This is a genomic window from Herbidospora sakaeratensis (assembly GCF_001570525.1).
Lineage (GTDB): Bacteria > Actinomycetota > Actinomycetes > Streptosporangiales > Streptosporangiaceae > Herbidospora > Herbidospora sakaeratensis.
Genome location: NZ_BBXC01000014.1, coordinates 264,880 through 289,773, shown reverse-complemented (window position 1 = coordinate 289,773; position 24,894 = coordinate 264,880). Strand labels below are relative to the sequence as shown.

The 24,894-nt window shown below is 71.9% G+C and carries 19 protein-coding genes; 5 read left to right on the top strand and 14 right to left on the bottom strand.

Annotated elements, in window-relative coordinates:
• Window positions 1–38 precede the first annotated feature (38 nt).
• From AW271_RS23950 to pgsA, 5 genes are all read right to left on the bottom strand, one after another.
• The gene (locus tag AW271_RS23950) at window positions 39–1,049 is read right to left on the bottom strand and encodes a DUF3048 domain-containing protein (protein ID WP_245653173.1); all 1,011 of its coding nucleotides are present in this window, start codon (window positions 1,047–1,049) and stop codon (window positions 39–41) included.
• A gap of 82 nt (window positions 1,050–1,131) precedes the next feature.
• Window positions 1,132–1,659 carry a LemA family protein gene (locus tag AW271_RS23945; RefSeq protein ID WP_062339822.1) on the bottom strand — a complete coding sequence of 176 codons (528 nt, stop codon included), beginning with the start codon at window positions 1,657–1,659 and terminating at the stop codon, window positions 1,132–1,134.
• Window positions 1,656–2,783, bottom strand: a complete 1,128-nt coding sequence (locus AW271_RS23940; protein WP_062339821.1) for a glycosyltransferase family 4 protein — start codon at window positions 2,781–2,783, stop codon at window positions 1,656–1,658. The genes AW271_RS23945 and AW271_RS23940 overlap by 4 nt, the downstream gene beginning before the upstream one ends.
• Window positions 2,780–3,694 carry a phosphatidylinositol mannoside acyltransferase gene (locus AW271_RS23935; protein ID WP_062339820.1) on the bottom strand — a complete coding sequence of 305 codons (915 nt, stop codon included), beginning with the start codon at window positions 3,692–3,694 and terminating at the stop codon, window positions 2,780–2,782. The genes AW271_RS23940 and AW271_RS23935 overlap by 4 nt, the downstream gene beginning before the upstream one ends.
• Window positions 3,681–4,286 (bottom strand): phosphatidylinositol phosphate synthase, encoded by a 606-nt coding sequence (pgsA, locus tag AW271_RS23930; protein ID WP_062339819.1) that lies wholly within the window; start codon window positions 4,284–4,286, stop codon window positions 3,681–3,683. The genes AW271_RS23935 and pgsA overlap by 14 nt, the downstream gene beginning before the upstream one ends.
• A gap of 229 nt (window positions 4,287–4,515) precedes the next feature.
• Between pgsA and AW271_RS23925 the strand changes: the two genes are divergently transcribed.
• The 3 genes from AW271_RS23925 to AW271_RS23915 all read left to right on the top strand — a co-directional run bounded on the left by AW271_RS23925 (window position 4,516) and on the right by AW271_RS23915 (window position 10,853).
• The gene (locus tag AW271_RS23925; protein WP_062339818.1) at window positions 4,516–6,633 is read left to right on the top strand and encodes an elongation factor G-like protein EF-G2; all 2,118 of its coding nucleotides are present in this window, start codon (window positions 4,516–4,518) and stop codon (window positions 6,631–6,633) included.
• Window positions 6,634–6,793: 160 nt separating this feature from the next.
• Complete coding sequence (locus AW271_RS23920; protein ID WP_245653172.1) at window positions 6,794–8,296, top strand: glycoside hydrolase family 10-like protein; 1,503 nt, start codon at window positions 6,794–6,796, stop codon at window positions 8,294–8,296.
• A gap of 172 nt (window positions 8,297–8,468) precedes the next feature.
• Window positions 8,469–10,853, top strand: a complete 2,385-nt coding sequence (locus AW271_RS23915) for a galactose-binding domain-containing protein (RefSeq protein WP_062339817.1) — start codon at window positions 8,469–8,471, stop codon at window positions 10,851–10,853.
• Window positions 10,854–10,896: 43 nt separating this feature from the next.
• Here AW271_RS23915 and efeB read toward each other — a convergent pair whose 3' ends face one another.
• From efeB to AW271_RS23895, 4 genes are read right to left on the bottom strand one after another with little or no spacing between them, the layout of a single operon-like run.
• Window positions 10,897–12,111 (bottom strand): iron uptake transporter deferrochelatase/peroxidase subunit, encoded by a 1,215-nt coding sequence (gene efeB, locus AW271_RS23910; protein WP_062339816.1) that lies wholly within the window; start codon window positions 12,109–12,111, stop codon window positions 10,897–10,899.
• A complete protein-coding gene (gene efeO, locus AW271_RS23905; protein ID WP_062339815.1) occupies window positions 12,112–13,251 on the bottom strand; it encodes an iron uptake system protein EfeO in 1,140 nt (379 codons plus the stop codon). It abuts the gene before it with no gap.
• 11 nt (window positions 13,252–13,262) lie between these two features.
• On the bottom strand, window positions 13,263–14,087 hold the full coding sequence (gene efeU / locus AW271_RS23900) for an iron uptake transporter permease EfeU (protein ID WP_062339814.1): 825 nt from the start codon (window positions 14,085–14,087) through the stop codon (window positions 13,263–13,265).
• Between the two features lie 51 nt (window positions 14,088–14,138).
• A complete protein-coding gene (locus AW271_RS23895; protein WP_062339813.1) occupies window positions 14,139–15,053 on the bottom strand; it encodes a M48 family metalloprotease in 915 nt (304 codons plus the stop codon).
• 66 nt (window positions 15,054–15,119) lie between these two features.
• On the opposite strand from AW271_RS23895, the gene AW271_RS23890 reads away from it, so the two are divergent.
• Window positions 15,120–15,500 carry a BlaI/MecI/CopY family transcriptional regulator gene (locus tag AW271_RS23890; RefSeq protein ID WP_062339812.1) on the top strand — a complete coding sequence of 127 codons (381 nt, stop codon included), beginning with the start codon at window positions 15,120–15,122 and terminating at the stop codon, window positions 15,498–15,500.
• Here the strand turns inward: AW271_RS23890 and AW271_RS23885 are convergent, their stop codons facing one another.
• A complete protein-coding gene (locus AW271_RS23885) occupies window positions 15,501–16,397 on the bottom strand; it encodes an LLM class F420-dependent oxidoreductase (RefSeq protein ID WP_062339811.1) in 897 nt (298 codons plus the stop codon).
• A gap of 102 nt (window positions 16,398–16,499) precedes the next feature.
• Here AW271_RS23885 and AW271_RS23880 point away from each other — a divergent pair, with 102 nt between their 5' ends.
• A complete protein-coding gene (locus tag AW271_RS23880) occupies window positions 16,500–18,605 on the top strand; it encodes a hypothetical protein (protein WP_157554564.1) in 2,106 nt (701 codons plus the stop codon).
• On the opposite strand, the gene AW271_RS23875 is transcribed toward AW271_RS23880, so the two are convergent.
• From AW271_RS23875 to AW271_RS23860, 4 genes are read right to left on the bottom strand one after another with little or no spacing between them, the layout of a single operon-like run.
• Entirely contained in the window at window positions 18,549–19,505 is a 957-nt protein-coding gene (locus AW271_RS23875) for a hypothetical protein (protein WP_062339809.1), read from the bottom strand. The two genes, AW271_RS23880 and AW271_RS23875, sit on opposite strands and share 57 nt — an antisense overlap.
• The gene (locus AW271_RS23870; protein ID WP_062339808.1) at window positions 19,502–22,018 is read right to left on the bottom strand and encodes an AAA family ATPase; all 2,517 of its coding nucleotides are present in this window, start codon (window positions 22,016–22,018) and stop codon (window positions 19,502–19,504) included. Before AW271_RS23870 ends, AW271_RS23875 begins: the two co-directional genes overlap by 4 nt.
• Complete coding sequence (locus AW271_RS23865; protein ID WP_062339807.1) at window positions 22,018–23,166, bottom strand: metallophosphoesterase family protein; 1,149 nt, start codon at window positions 23,164–23,166, stop codon at window positions 22,018–22,020. Before AW271_RS23865 ends, AW271_RS23870 begins: the two co-directional genes overlap by 1 nt.
• Window positions 23,167–23,176: 10 nt before the next feature.
• Window positions 23,177–24,874: an ATP-binding protein gene (locus AW271_RS23860; protein WP_245653171.1), complete on the bottom strand. Its 1,698-nt coding sequence runs from the start codon at window positions 24,872–24,874 to the stop codon at window positions 23,177–23,179.
• Between the last annotated feature and the right edge of the window lie 20 nt (window positions 24,875–24,894).

Sequence of the window (24,894 nt, the reverse complement as noted above, 5' to 3'; positions counted from 1 at the left end):
ATTTCGTACCGAAAGACTGGCGGAACCGGACAGTCCGGCTACGGCGCGATCGGCGTCCTGGACGCGAGCACGACCCAGACCTGGCCCCGGGCGAAGGGCATCGGGGTGCCGTCGGCCAGCGTGAACGTGGTGCCGTCCTCCTCCGTCGGCCGCTTCCACCTGACCTTGTACGCCTGCCCGTCGCGCAGCACGATGCCGGTGCCCTTGCCGGTCGAGTGGACCAATGGCGTGTAGCTGCCGGTGAAGTCGTGGAACTGCGACCGCTCGGTCTTGGTGTACTGCACGACCACGGTCGCGGGGGCGATCTGGCCGCCCTCGGCGGCCATGTCCTTCTCGCCGTCCTGGATGACGGCCCACTTCTTCGCGTTCGCGTTCCACTGGAAGGTGAAGGTCGCGGCCGGGTACTTCACCGTGTACAACTTCTTCGGCACGCCGCCTTCCGGCGCCTCGTCGGAGAAGGTGAAGCCGATGTCCTTGGCCTTGGTCGCCTTGGCCTGCTTCAGCAGCTGGGCGGGGCGGCCGACCAGGTTGTAGGGCGCCACCCGGCCCGGGTAGCGGAAGTAGGCGCCGGGGGCCGAGCTGTCCGACACGTCGACCAGCGACGCCTGCTGCACGAACGGGATCATCTTGGTCTGCACGCCCGAGTAGGCCAGGGCGGGCTTGCCGAACATCGGCAGGATGTGCAGGTCGGAGATGCGGGCCGAGCGGACCGGGCCGACCTCCTTGGGCAGCTTCGAGGAGAAGATCGCCATCAGCCGGGTCAGGCCGCCCTCGACCTGCTCGACGTAGACGATGTCGGCGGACTTCACGCCGATCTGCGGCTTGCCCGAGTGGGTGTTCTCGATCTTGACGGCCAGGACCGGCTTGCGGGCGGCGACGGGCATGCCGGTGAAGGGGTGCTCCGGGGGCTTGGTCGGCGAGGCCGACGCGGCGACATCGGCGGCCTGCGGCGTCGTGCCGGGGTTGCCGCTCTCGCCCCCCGACGAGCACGCGGTGGTCAGCAGGGTCGCCGCCGCGAGCATGAGAACGCCCATCCGATGTGCCCGCACGGACAACTCCTCCCGAGTCCCGAAAAATCGGCGCTAGCTTACCGGCGCTAGCTGGTAATTCGGTCAGAGTCCGTCAAGTCGGTCAGGCGCCCGCCATGGCCTTCGGAGGATCGTCGTCGATGTCGAAGAACTCGGGGTAGGGCGTGTGCCCGGCCAGCCGCAGCACCCGGGCCAGGAAGCGGCGCTGGGCGACCCGGGTGACGTCGACGGCGTTGTTGTAGAACCGCCGCGAGTAGACGACCTTGGCCACCGAGGCGTCGAGCTCGGCCAGCAGCTCTGGGGCCCGCACCCTCTCGGCGAAGGTCTCCTGGTCGACCACCGCCCGCAGGGTGCGCGACAGGTCGCTCTCGGCGTGCTCGCGCTCGTCGGGGCCGGCCGTACGCGCCTCGTGGGCCGCCGCCGCCAGCACCAGCGACGTGGCCGGGTCGAGCAGCCGCGAGCCGGCCAGCTCCAGGCTGACCGCGGCCCGCCGCAGCAGGGCGGCGTCGAGGGCGGCGTGGGCGGTCTCCAGGCGGATGTGCAGCCGGTCGAGCCGCCCGGCCCGCCACGAGATGTAGACGGCCGTCAGCACGATCACCACGCCGACGACCAGGATGACCGTGGTGTTCACTCCTCGTCCTCCACGCCGACCGGGGCGCCGGTGACGGTCTCGTAGACCCGCAGGACGTCGCGGGCGACGGTCGACCAGTCGTATTTGCGGACCGCGAGGCGGGCCTCGTCGGAGTACTTGGCCCGGCGCTGCGGGTCGTCGAGCAGCTTCCCCGCCTCGCGGGCCAGCGCGGCGGCGTCGCCGGTGGCGAACAGGGCCCCGGCCTGGCCGTCGCCCAGCACCCTGCGGAAGGCCGGGATGTCGCTGGCCAGGATGGTCGCGCCGGCCGACATGGCCTCGGTCAGCACGATGCCGAAGCTCTCGCCGCCCAGGTTGGGGGCGACGAAGACGTCGACGGAGTGGAGGGCGCGGATCTTGTCGGCCTCGCTGACCATGCCGAGCAGCTCGACGCGGTCATGCAGGCTCTTGGGCAGCTTGGCGTAGACGTCGTCGGCGTCGCCGGGGCCCGCGACCAGCAGCCGCACGCCGGGCCGCTCCTCCCCCAGCTTCGCGAACGCCTCCAGCAGCACGGCCAGGCCCTTGCGGGGTTCGTCCATGCGCCCCAGGAAGCCCAGGACGGTCCCGTCGGGGCCCCAGCCCGGGAGGGGCTCGGCCTCGGCGTAGCGGTCGACGGTGACCCCGTTGGGGATCAGCACGGCGTCGCCGCCCATGTGCTCGACCAGGGTCTTGCGGGCCGCGTCGGAGACGGCGATCCGGCCGGTGATCTTCTCCAGGGCGGTGTGCAGCACGGGCGCGGTCACCGAGACGGCCCGCGAGCGTTCGTAGGAGGCGTGGAAGGTCGCCACGATCGGGCCCCGGGCGACCCAGCAGGCCAGCAGACCCACCGACGGCACGGCCGGCTCGTGGACGTGGAGCACGTCGAAGCGGCCCTCGCGGATCCACTTGCGGACCCGGTTGGCCGACAGGAACCCGAAGGTGAGCCGGGCCACCGACCCGTTGTAGGGCACCGGCACGGCCCGCCCGGCCGACACCACGTAGGCCGGGAGCGGCGCGTCGTCACCGGCCGGCGCCATGACCGAGACCCGGTGCCCGTCGTCGATCAGCGCCTCGGCCAGATCGCGCACGTGGGCCTGCACGCCTCCCGGGACGTCCCACATGTACGGGCAGACGATCCCGATCCTCACGGGCGGGGCTCCCTCGGTTCCAGGTCGTCGAGCCAGAGCCGCTGGAGCATGTGCCAGTCGTCAGGGTGTTCCGCGATGCCCTTCTCGAAGGCCGCCGCCATGCCCTGCGTGAGCGCGGCCGCCTTCTCCTGCCGGGTCCCCTCGTCCGGCACGGGCACTTCCGGATGAACGTCTAAACCCCAGTCGGCGCCGTCGAAGTAGACGATCACCGGCAGCAGCGCCGCCCCGGTCTGGAGCGCCAGCAGGGCGGGCCCGGCGGCCATGCGGGTGCGGGCGCCGAAGAAGTCGACCTCGACCCCGCTCTCGGTCAGGTCGCGGTCGGCCGGGAGGCAGACCACGCCACCGGCGCGGGTGCGCTGGGCCAGGGTGCCGAAGGCGTGGGCGGTGCCGCCGCCCTTGGCGGTCAGCGGCAGCACCTCCATCCCGATGGCGGTCCGGAAGGCGACGAACCGCTCGAAGAGGATCTCGGGCTTGAGGCGCTCCATCACGGTCGTGAACGGGTGGCCGCTCTGCACGAGCCAGATCCCGGCGGCGTCCCAGTTGCCCATGTGGGGCAGCGCGATCACGACCCCGCGCCCGGAGGCGACGGTGTCGAAGATGAGGTTCTCGCCGTGGGAGTGGGTGCGGGCGTGGATCTGCTGGGGATCCATGCTCGGCAGCCGGAAGACCTCCATCCAGTAACGCATGTAGGACCGCAGGCCCTGTTTCGAGAGCGCGCGGAGCGAGGCCTCGTCGCCGCCGGTCACCCGGGCCAGGTTCGACTCCAGCCGCCTGACCGACTTGCCCCGGCGCCGCCACATGACGTCGGCGATCGCCCGGAACACCACGGCGGCGGCCTTCTCCGGGACGTGGCGGACGATGGCCCAGCCGACCATGTAGGCCGACGCGACGATCCGGTCAGTGAGCGTCATGCTCCACCGCCTGCCGGTAGACGACGTGCATGCGCTGCCCCACAGTGATCACGCTGGCGACGGCCAGCCCCCAAAGACCCACAGCCAGAACGTACGGCACGCCCAATCCGTCGAGGAAGGCCACCACGAGCACGACGAGCAATCGCTCTCCGCGCTCGGCGATGCCGACGTTGGCGGTCATGCCGAGCCCCTCGGCCCGCGCCTTGGCGTAGGAGACGACCGCGCCGCCGACCAGGCAGAGCAGGCCGCCCAGGGCCAGCACCCGCTGGCCGTCGAGGACCAGATAGATGATCAGGCCGGAGAAGACGCCCGCGTCGGCGACCCGGTCGAGGGTCGAGTCGAGGAAGGCGCCCCAGGTCGAGCCCTTGGTCATCCGGGCCAGGATGCCGTCGAGCAGGTCGGCCAGCACGAAGAAGGTGATCACCCAGCTGCCCAGGATGAGTTCTCCCCGTGGGTAGAACCACAGGGACGAGGCCACCGTGCCGAGCGTGCCGGCGGCGGTGATCATGTTGGGAGTGACGCCATGGCGCGCGAGGAACCGGCCCAGCGGGCTCATCAGCCTGGTCATGGCGGGACGCAGAACGTTCAGCATGGCGGTCCTGATCGTAGGGCATCGCCCCCGTCAGGTTCATAACGCGAGATACGGACGGCCTTCGGCCGCCCATATCTCGCTTGAGCCCTTGTGATCTGGGCCACATCGGTTAAGGGTGGGTTACACGCGCCTTTCCGATCGGGGTGCGGGGGCGCGTCACAGCAGGCGGCCGGGCGGCCGCCGGTCGCTCACGCGGCCTGCGGCCTCCCCTCCAATCCAGGAGGCGAAAGTGGCGGAGAAGGCAAACGGAGGGACATCGGGAGCCGCGGGCAGGGCACCATCGGCCGACCAGCCGGACATGGTGCGCAACGTCGTGCTCGTCGGCCACTCCGGATCGGGGAAGACGACCCTGGTGGAGGCGCTGCTCGCGGCGACCGGCACCATCCCGCGCACGGGCAGGGTCGAAGACGGCACCACCATCAGCGACTTCGACGAGGTCGAGGTCCGCCAGCAGCGGTCGGTGAACCTGGCCCTCGCGCCGCTGACCCACAACGGGATAAAGATCAACCTGCTCGACACGCCCGGGTACGCCGACTTCGTCGGGGACCTGCGGGCCGGCCTGCGGGCCGCCGACGCGGCGCTGTTCGTCGTCGCCGCCACCGACGGGGTCGACGGGCTGACCCGGCAGCTCTGGGACGAGTGCGCGAGCGTGGGCATGCCGCGCGCGGTCGTCATCACCAAGATCGACCATCAGCGGGCCGACTTCGACGCGGTCCTCACCGCCTGCCAGGACGCCTTCGGCGAGGGGGTCGCGCCGCTCTACCTGCCGGTGGGCGGCGACGCGCTCGTGGGCCTGCTGTCGCAGCGCGTGTTCGACTACGCGGGCGGCGCCCGTACCGAGAGGGAACCCGATCCCGACCAGGTCGAGCTGATCGAGATGTACCGGGGGTCGCTCATCGAGGGGATCATCCAGGAGAGCGAGGACGAATCGCTCATGGACCGCTACCTCGAAGGCGAGGAGATCGACACCAAGGTCCTCATCGACGACCTGGAGAAGGCGGTCGCGCGGGCCAGTTTCCACCCGGTGCTGGTGACCGCGCCGGGCGTGGGCATGCCCGAACTGCTCGAAGTGATCACCCAGGGGTTCCCGTGCCCGCCCGAGCACCGGCTGCCGGAGGTCACGACCATAGACGGCACGAGCGTCAAGGTGTGCCGCTGCGACCCCGACGGGCCGCTGGTGGCCGAGGTGGTCAAGACGACCAGCGACCCCTACGTGGGTCGCATCAGCCTGGTGCGCGTCTTCTCGGGCACCCTGCGGCCCGACATGACCGTGCACGTCTCGGGGCACGTGCCGCAGCACGAGCACGACATCGACGAGCGCGTCGGCGCGTTGTCCTCGCCCCTGGGCAAGACCCAGCGGCCGGTGGGCAAGTGCGTGGCCGGCGACGTGGTCGCGGTGGCCAAGCTCGGCCACGCCGAGACCGGCGACACCCTGTCCGAGAAGGACAACCCGCTGCTCATGGAGCCCTGGCAGATGCCCGAGCCGCTGCTCCCGATCGCCATCAGGGCCAGGTCGAAGGCCGACGAGGACAAGCTCTCCCAGGCGCTGAACCGCCTGGTGGCCGAAGATCCGACGCTGCGCCTGGAGAACAACGCCGAGACCCGGCAGCTGGTGCTCTGGTGCATGGGCGAGGCCCACGCCGACGTGCTGCTCGACCGGCTCTCGCGGCGTCACGGAGTCGAGGTGGAGAAGATCGACCTGCGGGTGCCGCTGCGCGAGACCTTCGGCGGCAGGGCCCAGGGCATGGGCCGCAACGTCAAGCAGACCGGCGGCCACGGCCAGTACGCCATCTGCCACCTGGAGATCGAGCCGCTGCCCTCGGGCTCGGGGTTCGAGTTCGTCGACAAGATCGTCGGCGGTGTGGTGCCGCGCCAGTTCATCCCGTCGGTCGAGAAGGGCGTGCGCAGCCAGATGGAGCGCGGCGTGGTGGCCGGCTACCCGATGGTCGACATCAGGGTCACCCTGTACGACGGCAAGGCCCACTCGGTCGACTCCAGCGACATGGCGTTCCAGATCGCGGGCGGGCTGGCCCTGCGCGAGGCCGCCGCGAAGGTGCCGGCGCTGCTGCTCGAACCGGTCGACGAGGTGTCGGTCCTGGTCGACGACGACTACGTCGGCAACGTCATGAGCGACCTGTCGTCGCGGCGCGGACGGGTGCTGGGCACCGAGCCCGTGGGGGTCGGCCGGACGCTGGTCCGGGCCGAGGTGCCGGAACTGGAAATCACCCGATACGCAATAGATCTACGGTCGATGTCACACGGAACCGGCACGTTCACCCGCGCTTTCCTGCGTTATGAACCATTGCCGTCCCACCTCGCCGGAAAGGTCGCCACCCCCGCTGATTAGCGGGTTCCCGGCGCCGTTCGTTTCATCTGAACGGCGCCGGGGCATTTCCCCGCGCGTTGTGTGGAGTCACATCCGCCTCGTATGACGAATTTCGCTATACGGGCGAAGCATTGCCAATGCGATGCCAGACTGTGACAGCCATCGCGTTCGGGGAGGGCAAGTGAAACGACAGTTGATCGCCGGCGTCGCCGTGGCCGCGACCGCTTCCGCGGGGGCCTACCTGCTCGTCCCGGAGGCGTCCCAGCCGGAATTGGAGCGTGCCAGCTACGTGACCGCGGCCAAGAAGGACGTTTGCCCGGCGGCCAAACGCCAGATGCGCGGCATGTGGATCGCGACGACGCAGAACATCGACTGGCCGTCGAAGGCGGGCCTGTCGCCCGCCACGCAGCGCGCCGAATACGCCAAGATGCTCGACACCGCCGCCGCGCGCGGCATCAACGCGGTGTTCGTGCAGGTCAGGCCGGCTTCCGACGCCATCTACAAGTCGTCGCTCGAGCCCTGGTCGCAGTACCTGACCGGCAAGGCGGGCAAGAACCCGGGCTGGGACCCGCTGCCGTTCCTGATCAGCGAGGCCCACAAGCGGGGCATGGAGTTCCACGCCTGGTTCAACCCCTACCGGGCCGCCTACAGCGACAACATCGCCGCCCTGCCGGCCAACCATCCGGCCCGGCAGCACCCGGGCTGGGTGGTCAAGCACGAGGGGCGGCTCTACTACAACCCCGGGCTTCCGTCGGTCCGCGACCACGTCACCAAGGTGATCATGGACGTGGTCAACCGCTACGACATCGACGGCGTGCACTTCGACGACTACTTCTACCCCTATCCGGGCCAGGGCACGAAGTTCAACGACACCGCCGCCTACAACAAGTTCGGCGAGGGCAAGTCGCTGGCCAACTGGCGGCGCGCCAACGTCAACCAGCTGGTGGCGCAGGTCGACAAGGCCGTCCACCGGGCCAAGCCCTACCTGAAGTTCGGCATCAGCCCGTTCGGGATCTGGCGCAACAAGAGCAACGACCCGACCGGCTCCAAGACCACCGGCATGTCGGCCTACGACGCGATCTACGCCGACCCGAAGGCGTGGATCAAGGCGGGCACGGTCGACTACCTGACCCCGCAGCTCTACTGGAACCGGGGCTTCGCCGCGGCCGACTACGACGTGCTGGCGCCCTGGTGGGCCAACGCGGTCAAGGGCAGCGGCGTCGACCTCTACATCGGCCAGGGGCTCTACCAGATCGGCACCGGCGGGGCCTGGAACCGGCCCAACGAGATCCCGTCGCACCTGGCGGTCAACAAGCGCTACCCCGAGATCGAGGGCGACGTCTACTTCAGCGCCAAGCAGGTCGTGCAGAACCCGCTGAAGGTGATGACCCGGATCCAGGAGCAGTACTACCAGCGCCCGGCGCTGCTGCCGCTGATCAAGGGGCTGCCCACCAGGCCGCTCGGCCCGGTGAAGAACCTGCGCGCCGCGGGCGGCACGCTGACCTGGACGGGCGTGCCGGGGGCCCGCGCCTACGCGGTCTACCGGGGCTCGGGCAACTCGTGCGAGCTGGTCGCGGTGACGACGCGCTCGTCGTTCCAGACCCGCGCCAACGGCGCCTACCAGGTGACCTCGCTCGACCGCCTCTACAACGAGAGCACACCCGCCTCCGCACGCGTGGGATAAAGCGAGACGCGGACGGCCGCAGGCCGGCCGTGGCTCGCGCCCTGAATCTGCCTCCAAAAAGTTGCAAGTTTTTGCTCAGTTATTGCGTCCGATGATCCGATCCTGTCAGGATGAGGGCACCCCCCTCACCGGGTAGCGTCCGCCCGGTCCTTGCCAGAAAGGATCATCGGACGTGGCTGTCTCGCGCCGTAGTTTCCTCGCCTCGGCCATCTCGGCGTCCGCCATCGCGGCGACCTCGACCCATCTGACCAGCGGCCCGGCGTATGCGGCCAGTCCACCCGGCGACGTGGTGGGCAAGATCACCGTCGGCTACCAGGGCTGGTTCGCCTGCCGGGGCGACGGCTCGCCGATCGACCGGTGGTGGCACTGGAGCGGCCACGACAACACGGTCCCGCCCTCGCCGTCGAACACCACGATCGTGTCGTGGCCGGACAACCGCGACTACACACGCACCTACCCGACGCTCTACCAGAACCTGAACAACGGCCAGACCGCCAGCCTGTTCTCCTCCTGGGACCAGCAGACGATCGACACCCACTTCCGCTGGATGCGCGACAACGGCTGCGACACCGCCGCCCTGCAGCGCTTCAACCCCAACGGCGCCGAGGGGCCGATCCGCGACGGCATGACCGCCAAGGTGCGCCAGGCCGCCGAGGCGTTCGGCCGCAAGTTCTACATCATGTACGACGTCACCGACTGGCTCGCCTTCCAATCGGAGATCAAGACCGACTGGACGACGAAGATGTCGGCATACACCCAGAGCCCCATGTACGCCCGGCAGAACGGCAAGCCCGTCGTGTGCATCTGGGGTTTCGGCTTCAGCGAGCCGAGCCGCCCGTTCACCCCGGCCCCCTGCCTCGAAGTGATCAACTGGTTCAAGGCGCAGGGCTGCTACGTCATCGGCGGCGTGCCCACCTGGTGGCGGCAGGGCATCAACGACTCGCGCCCCGGCTTCGAGAACGTCTACCGCGCCTTCAACATGATCTCGCCGTGGATGGTCGGCCGGGCCAGGACCATCGCCGAGCTCGACAGCTACTACGCCAACGCCACCGTCGGCGACGTCGCCGAGTGCAACGCGCTGGGCATCGACTACCAGCCCTGCGTGATGCCCGGTGATCTCCAGTCGCGGGCCCGCGCCCACGGCGACTTCATGTGGCGGATGTTCTACAACACCATCCGCGCCGGGTCGCACGGCATCTACATCTCGATGTTCGACGAGTACAACGAGGGCAACCAGATCGCCAAGACCGCCGAGACCCAGGCGTGGGTGCCCGCCGGGTCGGGCATCCTGGCGCTCGACGAGGACGGCACGTTCTGCTCCTCCGACTACTACCTGCGCATCACCGCCGACGGCGGGCGCATGCTGAAGGGCCAGATCGCGCTGACGGCGATCCGCCCGACCCAGCCGACGACCGGCGGCCCGCCGCCCGGCGGCGACAGCAACCTGGCGCTGAACAAGGCGACGAGCGCCAGCAGCACCAACAACGGCTTCGTGCCCGCCAACGCCGTCGACGGCAACGCCTCCACCTACTGGGAGAGCTCCGGCGCCCTGCCGCAGTGGTTCCAGGTCGACCTCGGAGCCGCCTCGATCCTCGGCCGGGCCGTGCTCAAGCTGCCGCCGAACGCGGCGTGGGGGTCGCGGGTGCAGACGCTCACCCTCGCCGTGAGCTCCAACGGCAGCACCTGGACGACGGTCACCGGCCCGATCGGCGTCACCTTCAACGCCGCGACCGGCAACCAGGCGACGATCACGATCCCCGCGCTGAGCGCCCGCTACGTGCGGGTGACGATCAGCGCGAACACCGGCTGGCCCGCCGCGCAGCTGTCGGAGCTGGAGGTCTACGCGACCGACGCGGTGGAGAACACTCCCCCCACTCCCCCGGGCAACCTGACCGTCACCGGCAAGACCGCCACCAGCGTGTCGTTGTCGTGGACGGCCTCGGTCGACAACGTCGCGGTGACGGGCTACCAGGTGCTCCAGAACGGCGAGCCGGTCGCCTCGCCGACCGGGCTGACCCACACGGTCACCGGCCTGGCCCCGAACACCGCCTACACGTTCACGGTGCGGGCCCGCGACGGCCAGAACTCCCTCTCGCAGCCCTCGGGCGCGGTGACCGTGACGACCGACCCGGCCGCGAACGTGAACCTGGCGGCCGGGAAGCCGACCTCCGAGAGCGGCCACGTGCAGAACTACGGGTCGGGCAACGTCGTCGACGGCAACGCGGGCTCCTACTGGGAGTCGCCGAACAACGCGTTCCCGCAGTGGGTCCAGGTCGACCTGGGGGCGGCCACGTCGGTCTCCCGGGTGGTGCTGAAGCTGCCGCCGGCCTCGGCGTGGCAGACCCGGACCCAGACGATCGAGGTCCAGGGCAGCACCAACGGCTCGGCCTTCTCGACCCTCTCGGCGGCCTCGGGGCGGACGTTCAACCCCGCCTCGGGCAACACCGTGACGGTCTCCTTCACCGCCTCGGCCCAGCGGTACGTGCGGCTGCGGTTCACCGGCAACACCGGCTGGCCGGCGGGGCAGCTGTCGGAGCTGGAGGTCTACTCCTCCTGACGCGGCGGGGCCGTGCCGATGCCACCCGGCACGGCCCTCCCCGTCAGGCGAACAGCGTGCGGCCCCAGTAGTCGCCGGCGTCCGCGACCCCGGGCGGGCAGGCGAACAGGCCGCTCGACACGTGCCGGATGTACTCGTTCAGCGGGTCGGACTTGGCCAGGGTCTCCTGGATCGGCACGAACTGGGTGCGCGGGTCGCGCTGGTAGGCGATGAAGAACAAGCCGGCGTCGAGGCGGCCCAGGCCGTCGGAGCCGTCGACGTAGTTGTAGCCGCGCCGCAGCAGGTGGGCGTCGCCGTGGGCCGACGGGTGGGCCAGCCGGACGTGCGCGTCGGGGCGCATCGCGGTCAGGTCGACCGGGTCGAACTCGTGCTGCTTGCCCACGGGGGCGCCCTCGCCCTTGTCGCGGCCGAAGATCTCCTCCTGCTCGCGCAGCGAGGTGCGGTCCCAGGTCTCGACGGTCATCCGGATCTTCCGGGTGACCAGGTAGCTGCCGCCGGCCATCCAGGCCGCGCCGTCGCCGGGGGCGGCCCAGAGCTGCTCACGCAGCAGGTCGGCGTCCTCCAGCTTGAGGTTGTTGGTGCCGTCTTTGAAGCCCATCAGGTTGCGGGCGGTGGCCTGGGCGCGGGAGGTCGAGGAGGTGCGGCCGAAGCCGAGTTGCGAATACCGCACCGAGACCCGGCCGAAGCCGATCCGGGCCAGGTTGCGGATGGCGTGCACGGCCACCTGAGGGTCGTGGGCGCACGCCTGGACGCAGACGTCGCCGCCCGAGATCTCGGGGATCAGCGTCTCGCCGGAGAACTTCGGCAGGTCGGCCAGCGCCGCCGGGCGCTTGGCGGCCAGGCCGAAGCGGTCGTCGAACAACGACGGGCCGAAGCCGACCGTCAGGGTCAGACCCGAGGGCGGCAGGCCGAGCGCCTCGCCGGTGTCGTCGGGCGCGGCCTCGCGGGAGCCGCCGGTCGCGCCGAAGGCGCCCGCCTCCTTGCCCTGGGTGAGGCGGGCGGCGGCGGCCGTCCACTCCTGGAGCAGTTCGGCCAGTTCGGCGCGGTCGGTCGTGGTGACGTCGAAGGCGACGAAGTGGAGCCGGTCCTGCGCGGGGGTGACGATGCCCGACTGGTGCTCGCCGTAGAAGGGGAAGACCTCCTCGACGTGGGCCCTGGCCGGGGGCTCCTCGGGCAGCGTGCGGGCGGCGAGCGCGCCCGCGCCCGCCGCGACGGCCCCGGCCGCCCCCAGTCCGAAGACCTGCCGACGACTGATCATCTAGTGGGCCACCAGGGGCGCGATCTTGCTGATCGGCTCGGCCAGCGCGTTGATCACGTCGGAGAGCCGCTTCAGCTCGTCCTTGGACAGCTCGTCGTGCAGCCGCCAGCCGTCGCCCTTCTGGTGCGCGCCCAGCTCGGCCTCGGCGGCGGCGAACTTCTCGTCGAGCGTGGCGACCAGGTCGGCGTCGCGCTCCTCCAGCACCGGGCGCAGCGACTGGACCGCCGCCTTCGACCCGGCCAGGTTGGCGGCGAAGTCCCACAGGTCGGTGTGGGACCAGATGTCCTCCTCGCCGGTGATCTTGCCGGTGGCGACCTCGTCGAGCAGTTCCTTGGCGCCGTTGGCCAGGTTGAGCGGGGTGAGCTCGGCCGCGTTGGCCTTGTCGACGATGGTCTTCACGTCGGTGATCAGCTTGTCGGCGATCGGGCCGTCCTGGCTGATGTCCTTGGTGATCCAGAGGTCTTTCTCGATCTTGTGGAAGCCGGTCCACTCCTCGCCCTCGGCCAGGTCGGCCTCGCGGGCGTCGATGGCGGGGTCGAGGTCGCCGAAGATCTCGGCGACCGGCTCGATGCGCTCCCAGTAGGTGCGCGCGACCGGGAACAGCGCCTTGGCCTCGTCGATCTCGCCCGCCTTGACCGCGTCGACGAACTCCTGCGTCTTGACCAGCAGGGTGTCGCTCTGGGTCTTCACGTAGCGCTTGTAGCTGGCCGTGGCCTCGGCGAGCGCGGCGTCGGCGGTCAGCGGCTTGTGCTCGCCGGTGACGGTCAGCGCGTTGCGGATGCCCTTGCCGACCATGCCGGGCTTGCAGGCGGTCTCGTAGGTCCCGGCGGGCAGCTCGGCGATCAGCTCGCGGGTCAGGCCGGGCACGATGTTCTCGACCTCGGCCATGACGCGGTCGCCCGGGGCGTAGACGTAGAACTCGGTGACCTTGCTGCCGCCGTTGGTGATGGCGAACGTGCTGGTGCCCGCGGCGAGCTCCGTGACGCCGACCTCGCACGCGGTGTCGCTGGCGGCGACCGTGACCTTGCCGGTCTTCGCCGGGGCCTGCGCCGTGGCGGGGCCTCCCGGTTCTTCGGCCGAGCAGGCCGTCAGGGCGGCCAGGGCGAGCACGCCGGCGGCGAGACGGGTGATGGCGGACATGGTGCTCCTGTTCAGGCCACGCGGGCGGGGGCGAGCTGCGGCCGGGACGGCCGGAGGAAGAGGTAGAGGGTCGGCAGCAGGTAGACCGCCCAGGCGAGGGTCTCCAGGACGCTGGGCTGCGGGGTGATGTTGAGCATCCCGGCGAGCAGCGCGCCGTACCAGGAGTCGGGCGGCAGCGCGCCCGTGACGTCGAAGGCGTAGGTGCTCAGGCCGGGCAGGATGTTCGCCTCCTGCAGGTCGTGGACGCCGTACTTGAAGATCCCCGCGGCGACCAGGATCAGCAGCAGGCCGGTCCAGGTGAAGAACGTCGTGAGGTTGATCCGCACGGCCGACCTGTAGAGGGCGTAGCCGAGCGCCACCGAGGTGAGCAGGCCCAGCGTGATGCCGACCAGCGGCTGCGCCGAGGTGGTCGCGCCCTGCACGGAGGCGAAGAACAACAACGCCGTCTCCAGCCCCTCGCGCGCCACGGCCAGGAACGCCATGACGACGACGGCCAGGGAGCCCAGCTCCAGCGCCTCGGACAACTTGCCGCGCAGCTCACCCGAGAGCATGCGGGCGGCCCGCCGCATCCAGAAGATCATCCAGGTGACGAAGACGACCGCCAGCAACGAGGTGACCGCGTCGAACAGCTCCTGGCCGGTGTGGCCCAGGTTGGCGGCGGTGAAGGTCAGCACCGCGCCGAAGCCGACCGACAGCGCCACGGCCGCGAACACGCCGGCCCAGACGTGCGGCAACCGGTCGGTGCGGTCGCTCTTGACCAGGAAGGCGACCAGGACCGAGACGACGAGGGTCGCCTCCAGGCCCTCACGCAGGCCGATCAGATAACTCGCGAACAAAGGAGACTCCCACCGCTCAGCTACACGCGGTAGAAGTTAACATAGGCTCACCTAACCAAGCCAGCCGGCCGCCTGTTCCAGCAGTTCCCGCAGGTCCTCGACGGCCTCGCCGGTCCACACGACCGTGCCCACCGCCACCAGGATCGGCAGCAGGGCCGGCAGCGTGGACGTCCGCCGCTCCGGCGCCAGCAGCGCCGCGACCCGCCGGGGCACCGCCCCCGCCGCCGCGTGCAGCACACTCGGCACCCGCTCCAGCGCGGGGCGGCCCGCCGCCACCAGCGCCGCCTGGCCCACCGCCCGGGCCACCAGCCGCCGGTCGCCCACCTCGGCCGCCGCCCGCTCGTCGGCGGCCCGTTCCACCAGGAAGCCGACCTTGGCGCTCACCCAGCGCAGCGCCGGATGGGCGGCCCCGGCCAGCTCCGCGAGCCGCACCAGCCGGTGGTGCGCGCCGTCGAGATGAGCGTGTTCGTGGGCCAGCAGCGCGGCGTACTGCCGGTCGTCCAGGGCCGCGCGCATGCCGCTGGTGACCACCACCCAGCCCGGCCGCCCGGGCACCGCGAAGGCCGTCACGGCGGGGTCGTCGACCACCAGGACGTCGCCGTCGGGGCGCGGGAACGACCGCCCGGCCCGCAGATCGCGGCGGTGCCGCCGGTGCGTCCACACCGTCGAGGCGACCACCGCCGCCAGCAGCGGCGCCGACCCCCACGACACCCACGGCACCTCGGCGACGTCGGCCCGCACGACACGGTCGGACCACCCCATCAGATGCGCCACGGTCGGGACCTCGGCGACCGCGTGCAGGGCGAACACCAGCAGGTTGGCGGTCCCGGCCACCGCGACCACCACGGCCGACCAGGCCAGCACCCGCGCGGCCAGCGCCGGGGCGAGCCGCCCCGCGACCAGCGCGGCCACGAGCACGGCCAGCGGCGGCACGACCACCACCGAGACCACGAAGTGATCGAACATCCCCGCACCTCCCGGCCCTCAGCCTCCCACTAGATCCGGAACATCCCGATATAGGGTGATGGTCCGATGAACACGGACCCCGGTGACCGCGACGCCCGCCGCCCGCCCGGCGGTCTGGAGGCGGCGATCCTGACGGCCCTGCGCGAGGCCGGCCGCTCCCTCACCCCGGGCCAGGTCAGAGACCTGGTCGCCCCCGAGGGCGGGCTGTCCTACAGCGCCGTGGTCACCACGCTGACCCGGCTGCACAAGAAGCAGGCGGTCACCCGCAGGCGCGAGGGCCGCTCCCACCGCTACGGCGCCCTGGTCGACCCGGCCGACCTGGTCGCCCAGCGCATGACCGCCCTGCTCCAGGGCGAGTCCGACCGCTCGGGCGTGCTGCGCAGGTTCGTCGACGACCTGGCCGAGGAGGACGAGGCCCTGCTGCGCCGCCTCCTCGACGACGACTGATCACTCCCCCATCCGCGCCGCCCGCTCCATGCGCTCGACGAAGCCCTCCTCCGTGAGGCTCGGGTCGTCCATGACGAAGTCGAGGAAGACCTCGTCGACGCCCGCGTCCCGGAACGCCGCCAGGTCGGCCGCGACCTGCTCCCACGTGCCCTGGAAGGGCCGCCGCCTAGTCCCGGTGAAGCGCACGTTGGCCCGCACGATCACCTCCGGCTCCGGCCGCCCCGCCTTCCGGGCGCTCGCGAACAGGGTGTCGCGCAGGGGCAGCAGCATCTCCAGCGGCAACCCTCCCGGCAGCCACCCGTCGGCCAGGCGGCCGGCCCGTTCGACGGCGCGGGGGGCGTACACCCCCAGATAGATGGGCGGGGAGGACGCCGGCGTCGGCTCGAAGGCCGTCTCGGGCACGGTGAAGAACTCCCCCGTGTACGACGTCCTCCCGGCGCTCCACAACCCCCGGAGCACCGTCACGAACTCCTCGCTGCGCCGCCCCTGGCCGCCGGGCGCGTTCCCGGCCGCCTCGATCTCGTCGAGCGACCAGCCCTGGCCCAGGCCCGCCCGCAACCGGCCGCCGCTCAGCACGTCGAGCGTGGCCAGCTGCTTGGCCAGCACGACGGGGTTGTGCAGCAACATGCACAGGACGCTGGTGCCGAGCGTGATCCGGGAGGTCACGGCGGCGGCGAAGGCCAGCGTCGTGATCGGGTCGTAGGCGATCTTCATGGCCTCCGGGAGGCCGCCGTCACGGGTGCCGGGATAACGGCTGCGTGGTTTGACCGGGTCGAGCAGGCGCTCGCCCACCCACAACGAGTGGTAGCCGAGCGCCTCGGCGCTCCGGGCGACCGAGGAGATGAAGCCGGGTGAGGCGAGGTGGCCGATGGACGGCAGGCCGAGTCCTAGTCGCATGATCGGAACCCTTCCACGATCAGCCGACGTTGACGCTGGACGCGGCGCACGCCGACCCCCTACGGTGCCGTGTGCCTGGTGGCGTCGACAGAGGGGGACACCGTGCGGCGGTGGGCTGCGGGGATGGTCACGGCCATGCTGGTCGCGATCGTGTGGGGGGCGCCGGCGGCGGCCCGCGCGGAAGGCCCCGGGCAGGTGGCGCTCATCGGGGTGCCCGGCCTGATGTGGAGCGACGTCACCGAGAGTGACACCCCCAACCTGTGGCGGCTGGCCGGCGAGAGCGCCGTCGGGTCGTTGTCGGTGAAGGCGGTCGGCACGATCACCTGCCCCTACGACGGATGGCTGACGGTGTCGGCGGGGGTAAGGTCGGCCGTCGGCCAGCGGTGCGGGCTGCCGCCCGAGCCGGTCGAGGGCACCACCCGGCTCCACGAGTTCGGCTGGTTCGCCTCGGTCGCCGGGGTGCCCACCGCGGGGTCGGTCGGACGGCTGACCGGCACGATGGCGGTCGGTCCGGGCGGGGTGCTGGCGCTGTCCGACGGCCAGGGCGCCGTCGGCCGCTACCACGCCACGGTCGAGGAGGTCGCCGACTGGACGGCGCCGGTCATCGCGGTCGACGTCGACACGCTGATCCGGCCCTACATCGCCGCCGACGGCAAGGTGTCGAAGGAGCCCGAGCCGCTCGCCGCGACCGACCGGGCGGCGGCGGTCCGGCAGGCCGACGCCCAGGTGGGCGCGGTGCTGGCCCAGCTGCCCGCCACGGCGACCGTGCTGGTCGCGGGCCTGGCCGACCACGGCTCGGTGCCCCACCTGCGGGTGGCCATGATGCGGGCGCCCGGCACGACCGGCACCAGCCTGCTCGGGTCGGGCTCGACCCACCGCGACGACATGATCATCCTGCCCGACCTGACCGCGACCCTGTTCGACGCCGTCGGCCAGGCCGCCGCCATCCCGCCGACCGTCATCGGGCAGCCGTTGAAGGCGGGCGCGCCGATCCCGCTCGACGAGGCCGTCGACCGGCTCAGGAACGCCGACACCGCCGGGCAGACGATCCGGAACATGGGCGGCGTCTTCTTCACCACGCTGGCCGTGCTGCAGGTGCTCTTCTACGGCGCGGCGTTCCTCCTGCTGCGCCGCCGCTCGGCGCTGGGCCTGGTCAGGGTGGCCGCCGTGGCGCTGGCGTCGATCCCGGTGTCGACCTACCTGGTCAACCTCACGCCCTGGGAGACCGGCCCCGCCCCGACGCTCACCCTGGTCGGCGGGCTGGTCGCCGGCGACGTCGTGCTGAGCGTAGTCGCGTTGCGGGCGGCCCGGCTCACCCGGCCGGAGAACATCCTCGCGCCGCTCATCGTCGTCGCGGGCGTCACCGCCGCCGTCCTGCTCGGCGACCTCCTCTCCGGTACGCATCTGCAGCTCAACAGCGTCATGGGCTACACCGGCGTGGTCGGGGCGCGCTACTACGGCCTGGGCAACATCCCGTTCGCGCTGCTGGCCACGGCGGTGCTGCTGGTCGCCACGGCCGTCGCCGACACGCTGGTCCGGCACGGCCGCCGGCCGCTCGCGGTCGGCCTGATCGCCGGGCTGGGGGTGTTCGCGATGATCCTCGGCGGCTGGCCCGGCGTCGGCAGCGACTTCGGCGGCGTGATCGCGTTCGTGCCCGGCATCGCGGTCGCCGCGCTCATCGTGGCCGGGCGGCGGGTGTCGATCTGGAAGCTCGGCCTGTTCTGCGTCGCCGGCGGCGTGACCGTGCTGGCCATCGCCTACCTCGACTACCGGCGTCCGCCCGGGTCGCGCACCCACCTGGGCCGGTTCGTCGGGCAGATCTTCGACGGCACGTTCTGGCCGGTCATCGCGCGCAAGCTCGACGCCATGCTGGGCACCCTGCTCAGCCCCAACCTGATGCCCGTCGTCATCGCCGCCGTGGCGTTCCTGGTCTTCGCGGTGCTGCGGCCGGGCGCGGCGACGGCCGGGGTGCTGCCGGTGGCGTTCGAGCGGGCGCCCATGCTGAAGGCGGGCCTGCTCGGCGCGCTGGTCAGCGGCGGTGTCGGCATGCTGGTGAACGACTCGGGCGCGGCCGTGTTGTCGATGGCCCTGGCCCTGGCGGTGCCGCTGGTTTTGAGCGCCGGGATCAGGGCCATCCAGCTCGACGGGCCCTCACCCGGCGACGGCGGCCGCGCGGAGGGCGCGGTAAAGCAGACGCGCGTCGCCTAGCCGGTGGCGCAGCAGCTTCTCCAGCCCGCCGATCGGCACCAGGTTCTGCGGCGCCCTCGGGTCTTTGTAGTCGACCCCCGCCATCGGCGGCAGCGCGAGCGTGACCCGGTCGGCGAGCTCGGCGGCGTCCTCGGCCGACAGGTCGGCGCCGGCCTCGCAGCGGGCGATGCCGGCCCACGGGGCCGTCGAGATCGTGGGCAGCCGCAGGTACCAGGCGTAGCGGCTCCAGTTCGTGCCCATGAAGAAGACCGGGGTGCGCTGGCCCGGCTTGAGGTCGGACACCACGGCCGACTGGGCCGGCGGCAGGTAGGACGTGTGGTGGGTCTTCACGTAGCCGACCGCGTTGGGCAGATGGGTGCGCCCCCGCAGCGGCCCGTCGACGACCAGCAGTTCCTCATGCCCCGACTGCGCGCGGTATTTGAGGGCCAGGTCGACTTCGAGCTCGGTCAGTTTCTGCTGCAGCGCCAGTGACCCGTCGTCGTCGCCGGTCACCTCGTGGGAGGTGTACGTCACCGGCCCCGCCACCAGGTCGGCCACCCCTTTGGCCGGGCTGAACACCCCCCGCCTGACCTCGACCGCGACGGGCTCGGCCCCCTCGCCGCACCGGACGATCCCGGCGGCGTAGGAGGCCGCGATGCCGGGCGCGGGGAAGCCGCCCTCGGGGTCGTCGACCCAGACCCGGGCGTCGATCCGGCGCACGCCGTCGGCGATCAGCAGCGTCTCGGGCGCCTTCGCCGTCGCGCCGGGGGTGATCGGCCGCCATTGGAGGACGGGGATCTCGACGTCGAGGGTGAGGGCGGCGCTGCTGCCCTCCATCTCGGCCTCGAAGGCCAGGCTCGCGCCGTAGCCGGGGTCCCAGGGATCGACGCTGAACCCGGGGGCGTGGTACGTGGTGGTCACCGAACCACCTTTCTGACGTGGGAGCCGGAGGCGTCGCGGGAGACCTCGAACCGGACCGGAACCCGGTCGGCCAGGGCCGGAACGTGGGTGACGACGCCGATCATGCGTTCATGGCCGGAGGCGAGCTTCTCCAGCGTCGCGGCCACCGTGTCGAGCGTGGCCGGGTCGAGGGTGCCGAACCCCTCGTCGAGGAAGATCGAGTCGAGGCTCCGGGCGGCCGCCGCCGCGAGCCCCGCGACCTGGTCGGACAGCGCCAGCGCGAGGGCCAGGGAGGCCTGGAAGGTCTCCCCGCCGGACAGGGTCCGGGCGCTGCGGCGCAACCCCGCCTCGGCGTAGTCGACGACCTCGATGTCGCCCCTGGCGCCGAGCACGAGCTCGTACTGGCCGTCGGACAGATCCTTGAGCGTCTCGGACGCGGCCGCGACGAGCAGTTCGAGCGCCTCGGCGCAGAGCCAGCGCTCGAACTGGTTGGCCCGCAGCAGCAGCGCCAGCTCGTGGGCGACCCGCGCCTCCCCCTCATGGCCGGCAACCCGCTCGGCCAGGTCGGCGGCGCGCTCGCGCGCCTCCCTGACCCGGGCGAGCCTCTCGTCGGCCTGCGCGGCGGCCCGGGCGACCTGCTCGGCGATCCGGTCGCCCGCGTTCACCACGACGCCGTGCTCGGCGACCCGCTCGGCCAGCACCCGGCGGGCCTCCTGCGCGGTCGCCCGGGCCCGCTCGAACCGCGCCTCGGCCTGCTCGGCCTCCTGTTCGCGCGCGGCCGCGGCGTCATCGCGCCAGGCCAGCAGGGCGGTCCAGGCGGCGTGGACGTCACCGGGATCGAGCGGCGGCGGCCCGAAGGCGGCGACGGTGTCACGGGCCGCGTTGAGATCCCGCCACGCCTGCTCGGCCTTGCGCCGGGCCTCCTCGACCGTGCGCGCGGCCTGGGCGGCGTGACGACGGGCCTCACGGGCGTCGCGCCGGATGTTCCCGGCCTTTCCGGCGGCCGCGTCGATGGCGGCGATCAGCTTCTCGATCGCGGCGGCCCGTTCGGGATCGGGCGGGGCGGTCGTGGCCAGCTCCCGGGCGCGGGCGGTGAGGAGCTCGGCCTTGGCCGCGAGGCCGTCATGCCGGGTGCGCGCCTGCTGGCCCTTCTCCCGGATCTCGGCCAACCGCCGCTCCGCCGCGACCAGTTCGTCAGCCGGGGAGACACCGGCCCGCTGATCGGCGGGCCGGTCAGAGTGGTGCGGTTCGGAACCGCCAAGACGCGCGCTCACCCCGCGCGCGGGCACGTCGTCCGGGCTCGGGCTGCCGGGAAGCCCGGTGACGAGCTGATGGCAGACCGGGCACGGCTCGCCCGGCGTGAGGGTGCGGGCCAGGTCGGCGGCGGTGTGGGCGATTCGGGTCTTCGTGAGGTGGCGGTCGGCCTCCTCGTAATCGCGGAAGGCCGCGGCCAGGGACTCGGCGGCCTCGGCCAGCTGGGCGGTGACCGTGTCGGCCTCGGCGCGGGCCGTCTCTGCTTCGGCCGTGCGGCGGGTGCGGTCGGCGAGGTCGGAGAGCTCGCGGCGCAGGGCGGTCTGGTCGCCCAGTGCCTCCAGGTCGGTCTCCGCCTGTTCTTCCAGGGCGTCGAGGCGGGCCTGGTCGCGAGCCGCCGTCTCGGCTCGTTCGGCGGCCTGGCGGGCCGATTCGGCCAGGCCGGGCACCTCTCCCGGAAGCGCCAGGGCGCCCAGCTGGGCGAGGGCGCGGAGCACCGTCACACGCTCGGCGTCGGCCGTCTTGGCCGCCTCGTCGAGGGTGCGGAGTTCCTCCAGGTCGGCGCCGACGCGCTCGGACAGGGAGCGCAGGGCGGCGGCGCGGTCGCGGGCGCTCCCTTCGGCCTGCTCGTCGGCGTCGTGGAGGCGGGCGAGCTCTCCCTTGGCGAACTCGGCGGCCTGGTTCTGCTTGCTCTCCTCGGCGACGGCGGCCTTGCGGACCTGCTCGTAGACGTCGGCGTCGAGGAGCTGCACGAGCAGGTCCTGGCGGTCGCTCGGGGTGGCGTGCAGGAACTCGGCGAAGCGGCCCTGGGGCAGCACCACGCACTGGGTGAAGAACTTGTACTCCAGGCCGGTGACCTGCGCGACCTCGGCGGCGACCTGTTCGCCTTCGGCCACCGGGCGGGAGGTCGCGGTCAGCTCGACCAGGTCGGCGTCGGCCGGGATCGACGGGTCGAGCAGGTCGAGCCGGGCCTCCTTGGTGCGGACCGTGCCCTTGGCGTCGCGCAGCAGGGTGCGGACGGCGGCGTAGCGGCGGCCGGAGACCTCGAAGACCAGGGCGACCTTTCCGGCGGCGGCCGAGGGGGCCAGCGCGTAGGCGACGACGTTCTCCTTGCCCCAGCGGGGAACGCTGCCGTAGAGGGCGAAGCAGATGGCGTCGATGACGGTGCTCTTGCCGGCGCCGGTCGCGCCGACCAGCGCGAAGTAGTCGACCTCGGCGAAGTCGACGTCGGTGGCGGCCCGGAAGCTGCCGAAGTTCTCCATGTGCAGCCGGAGGGGGCGCATCAGCCGGTCACCTCGTCGTGGAGGCGGTCGAACAGGGCGCCGAGGGCCTCGACGTCCTTGCCAGACGCGGACAGGTATTCGCGGACCAGGTCGCGCGGGCCCCGCCCCGCGCCGGTCGCCTGGCGTCTGCGCACGCTCGCGGGCCGGAAGTCGGGATGCAGGTCGACCTGGAGGGCGCCCGGGAGGAGTTCCCTGACCGTGTCGGCCAGGCCCGCCCTCGGCTTCTCGGCGACGACCACGCGGAGCCAGGCGTCGCCCAGGTCGGCGGCCATCGCCTCAAGCCGGTCGAGGCTGCCGGTGACGGTGGTCAGGGTCTTCGGCTTCTCCAGGGGCACCTCGCGCACCTTCGCCGGCACGCCCGGCTCGACCTCGACGATCAGCACGCCGGGCTGGTTCTTCTCCTCGCCGAAGTCGACGGCGATGGGCGAGCCGCTGTACCAGATCGGGCACGGGCCCGGCATCTGCTGCCGCCGGTGGAGGTGGCCCAGGGCGGCGTACTGGGCGGTGGGCGGGAACGCGGTCGACTCGAAGTAGTAGGAGAAGATCGTCTGGGCCTGGCGTTCGCCGCCGCCCATCTTCCCGCCGGGGAGGGTGCCGTGGGTGGTCACCAGGTTGATCGTGTCGCCGGTGAAGCCGGCGGTCAGCGCCTCGGCGAGGCGGCCGAAGCGGTCGGCGTAACTGCGGTTGTGCTCGGCCGTGGTGTCGGTGATCAGCTCGGCGGCCCGGACCACGTGGCGGTGGGACAGGAACGGCAACACCGCGCACTTCACCGGTTCGCCGGTCCGGGCGGTGAACTCGATCAGCCCGCCCTGGTCGGGCCGCCGGAACAACCCCGACACGTGGATGCCCAGCGCCCCCAGCACCGGCCGGTAGACCTCCAGGAGTTGCGCGTTGTCGTGGTTGCCGGCCAGCACGACCACCTCGCGGCCGCCCTCGCGCAACTGCATCAGCGCGTTGACGACCAGACCCTGCGACTCGGGCGTGGGCGCCGAGGTGTCGAACAGGTCGCCGGCGACCAGCACCAGGTCGACGTCTTCACGCCGGGCCACCCCGACCAGCTCCCAGAGCACCGCGCGGTGCTCGTCGTGCCGGCCCCGGCCCTTGAGGACCTTGCCGACGTGCCAGTCGGCCGTGTGCAGGATCTTCATGGCACGCCTTTCAGAACGGGGGGATGTCGTCTTCGGGTGCGGGCAGCCCCGCGAACGGATCGTGGGTCGCCGTGGTCAGGGCGGATGCGGGAGCCGCTCCGGCCTCCGACGGGCGGGTGGCCCAGGCGGGGAACGGGAAGTTCACGGCCAGCGGTACGGGGATCTCCGGCTGGACCGCGAACATGGTGCCCGGCTTGGCGATGGTGGCCCGGTCGCGGGCGGTGCCGGTCAGCCAGCCGTACTCCGAGCGGGTGGCCTCGGCGGGGTCGAGCCGCCCGGCGATGCGGACGGCGCAGTTGGCGACGATGCGCCGCTCGACCTCGGAGGCGGTCTGCTGGGCGCCGATGAGGATGACGCCGAGGGAGCGGCCGCGCTCGGCGACGTCGAGCAGGATCTCCTTGATCGGGGAGTCGCCGTCGCGAGGGGCGTACTTGTTGAGCTCGTCCAAGACCACGAAGAGCAGTGGGCGGGCCGAGCCCGACAGCTCCTTGCGGGCGAACTCCCCGCGCAGCACCACGCCGACCACGAACCGCTGGGCGCGTTCGGGCAGGTTGTGCAGGTCGACGATGGTGACCTGGGCGTCGGAGACGCCGATCGAGTGGGGCCGCCCGGCCGGCAGGTCGCCGCGCACGATCGGGGTGAGCGACCTGATCGAGCTGCGCAGCCGCCGCAGGAACGCGTTGACCGTGCCGAGCGAGGCCGGGAAGCCGGTCCAGGCGGCGCGGGTCGACTCGTCGGCCAGCCGTTCGTCGATCAGGTCGACCAGCTGCGGGTAGGTGCGGCACTCGACGTCGTCGACCTTGACCGCGCCCGAGTCGCCCAGCGGCTCGGCCAGGATCTTCAGCCGCGCCGCGATCTGGCCGATCAGCAGGCTGTACTGCGCCTTCTCGTCGTCGGCGTCGGCGAACACGTAGCGGAGCAGCTCGGCGTCGCAGAACTCGGCCAGCGTCCAGTAGAAGGAGCTGACGCCCTTGGTGCGGGCCGTGACGTGGGGCACTCCGTGGACGTCGCCGGGGCGCGGCGGCGCGAACACGTGGACGCTCCTGAACGGCTGGGCGGGCAGCCCGAGGGTGGCGTAGGCGGCGCGGGCGGTGTCGTCGACGCGGGTGTTGGCGTGGTCGAGGAACAGCAGGTCCTCACCCTTGACGGAGAAGATCAGCGCCTTGGTGTTGGCCGCCTCGGGGCCGAGCACCCCGGAGTTGAACACCGAATAGAGCAGGAACGTCGCGAACGAGGTCTTGGTCGCCACGCCCGACACCCCGGAGATCGACACGTGGGCGCCGCGGGTGCCGTCGAGGAAGTCGAAGTTCAGGAAGGCGGGCTCGCCGTCGCGGCCGAGGCCCATCGGCACCCGGCGCTCCATCACGTCGAAGTAGAGCGCCTGGTCGCGGTCGGCCCCCTTGGCCCGGTAGGCCGGCGCGCCCGGCAGCGGCGGCACGAACACCTCGGGCTCGACGCGGGTGACCCGCACCTCGGCGACCTCGACGACGGCCGCCGGCAGCGAGCCCTCGGAGATCAGGAACACGTCGGAGTCGTAGGCGGCGCCCTCATGGCGGGCCTCGACGTGGGTGACCACCCCGGCGACCAGCACCGGCCCGTGGCCCGGCACCTCGCGCCGCGTCACCACCACCTCGTCGAGCTGCACGACCTTCCCCGGCTCCAGGCCGATCCAGAACGACAGGGGCGAGGCAGACTGTGTGCCCAGCACACGGCCTACGGCGTCACCAG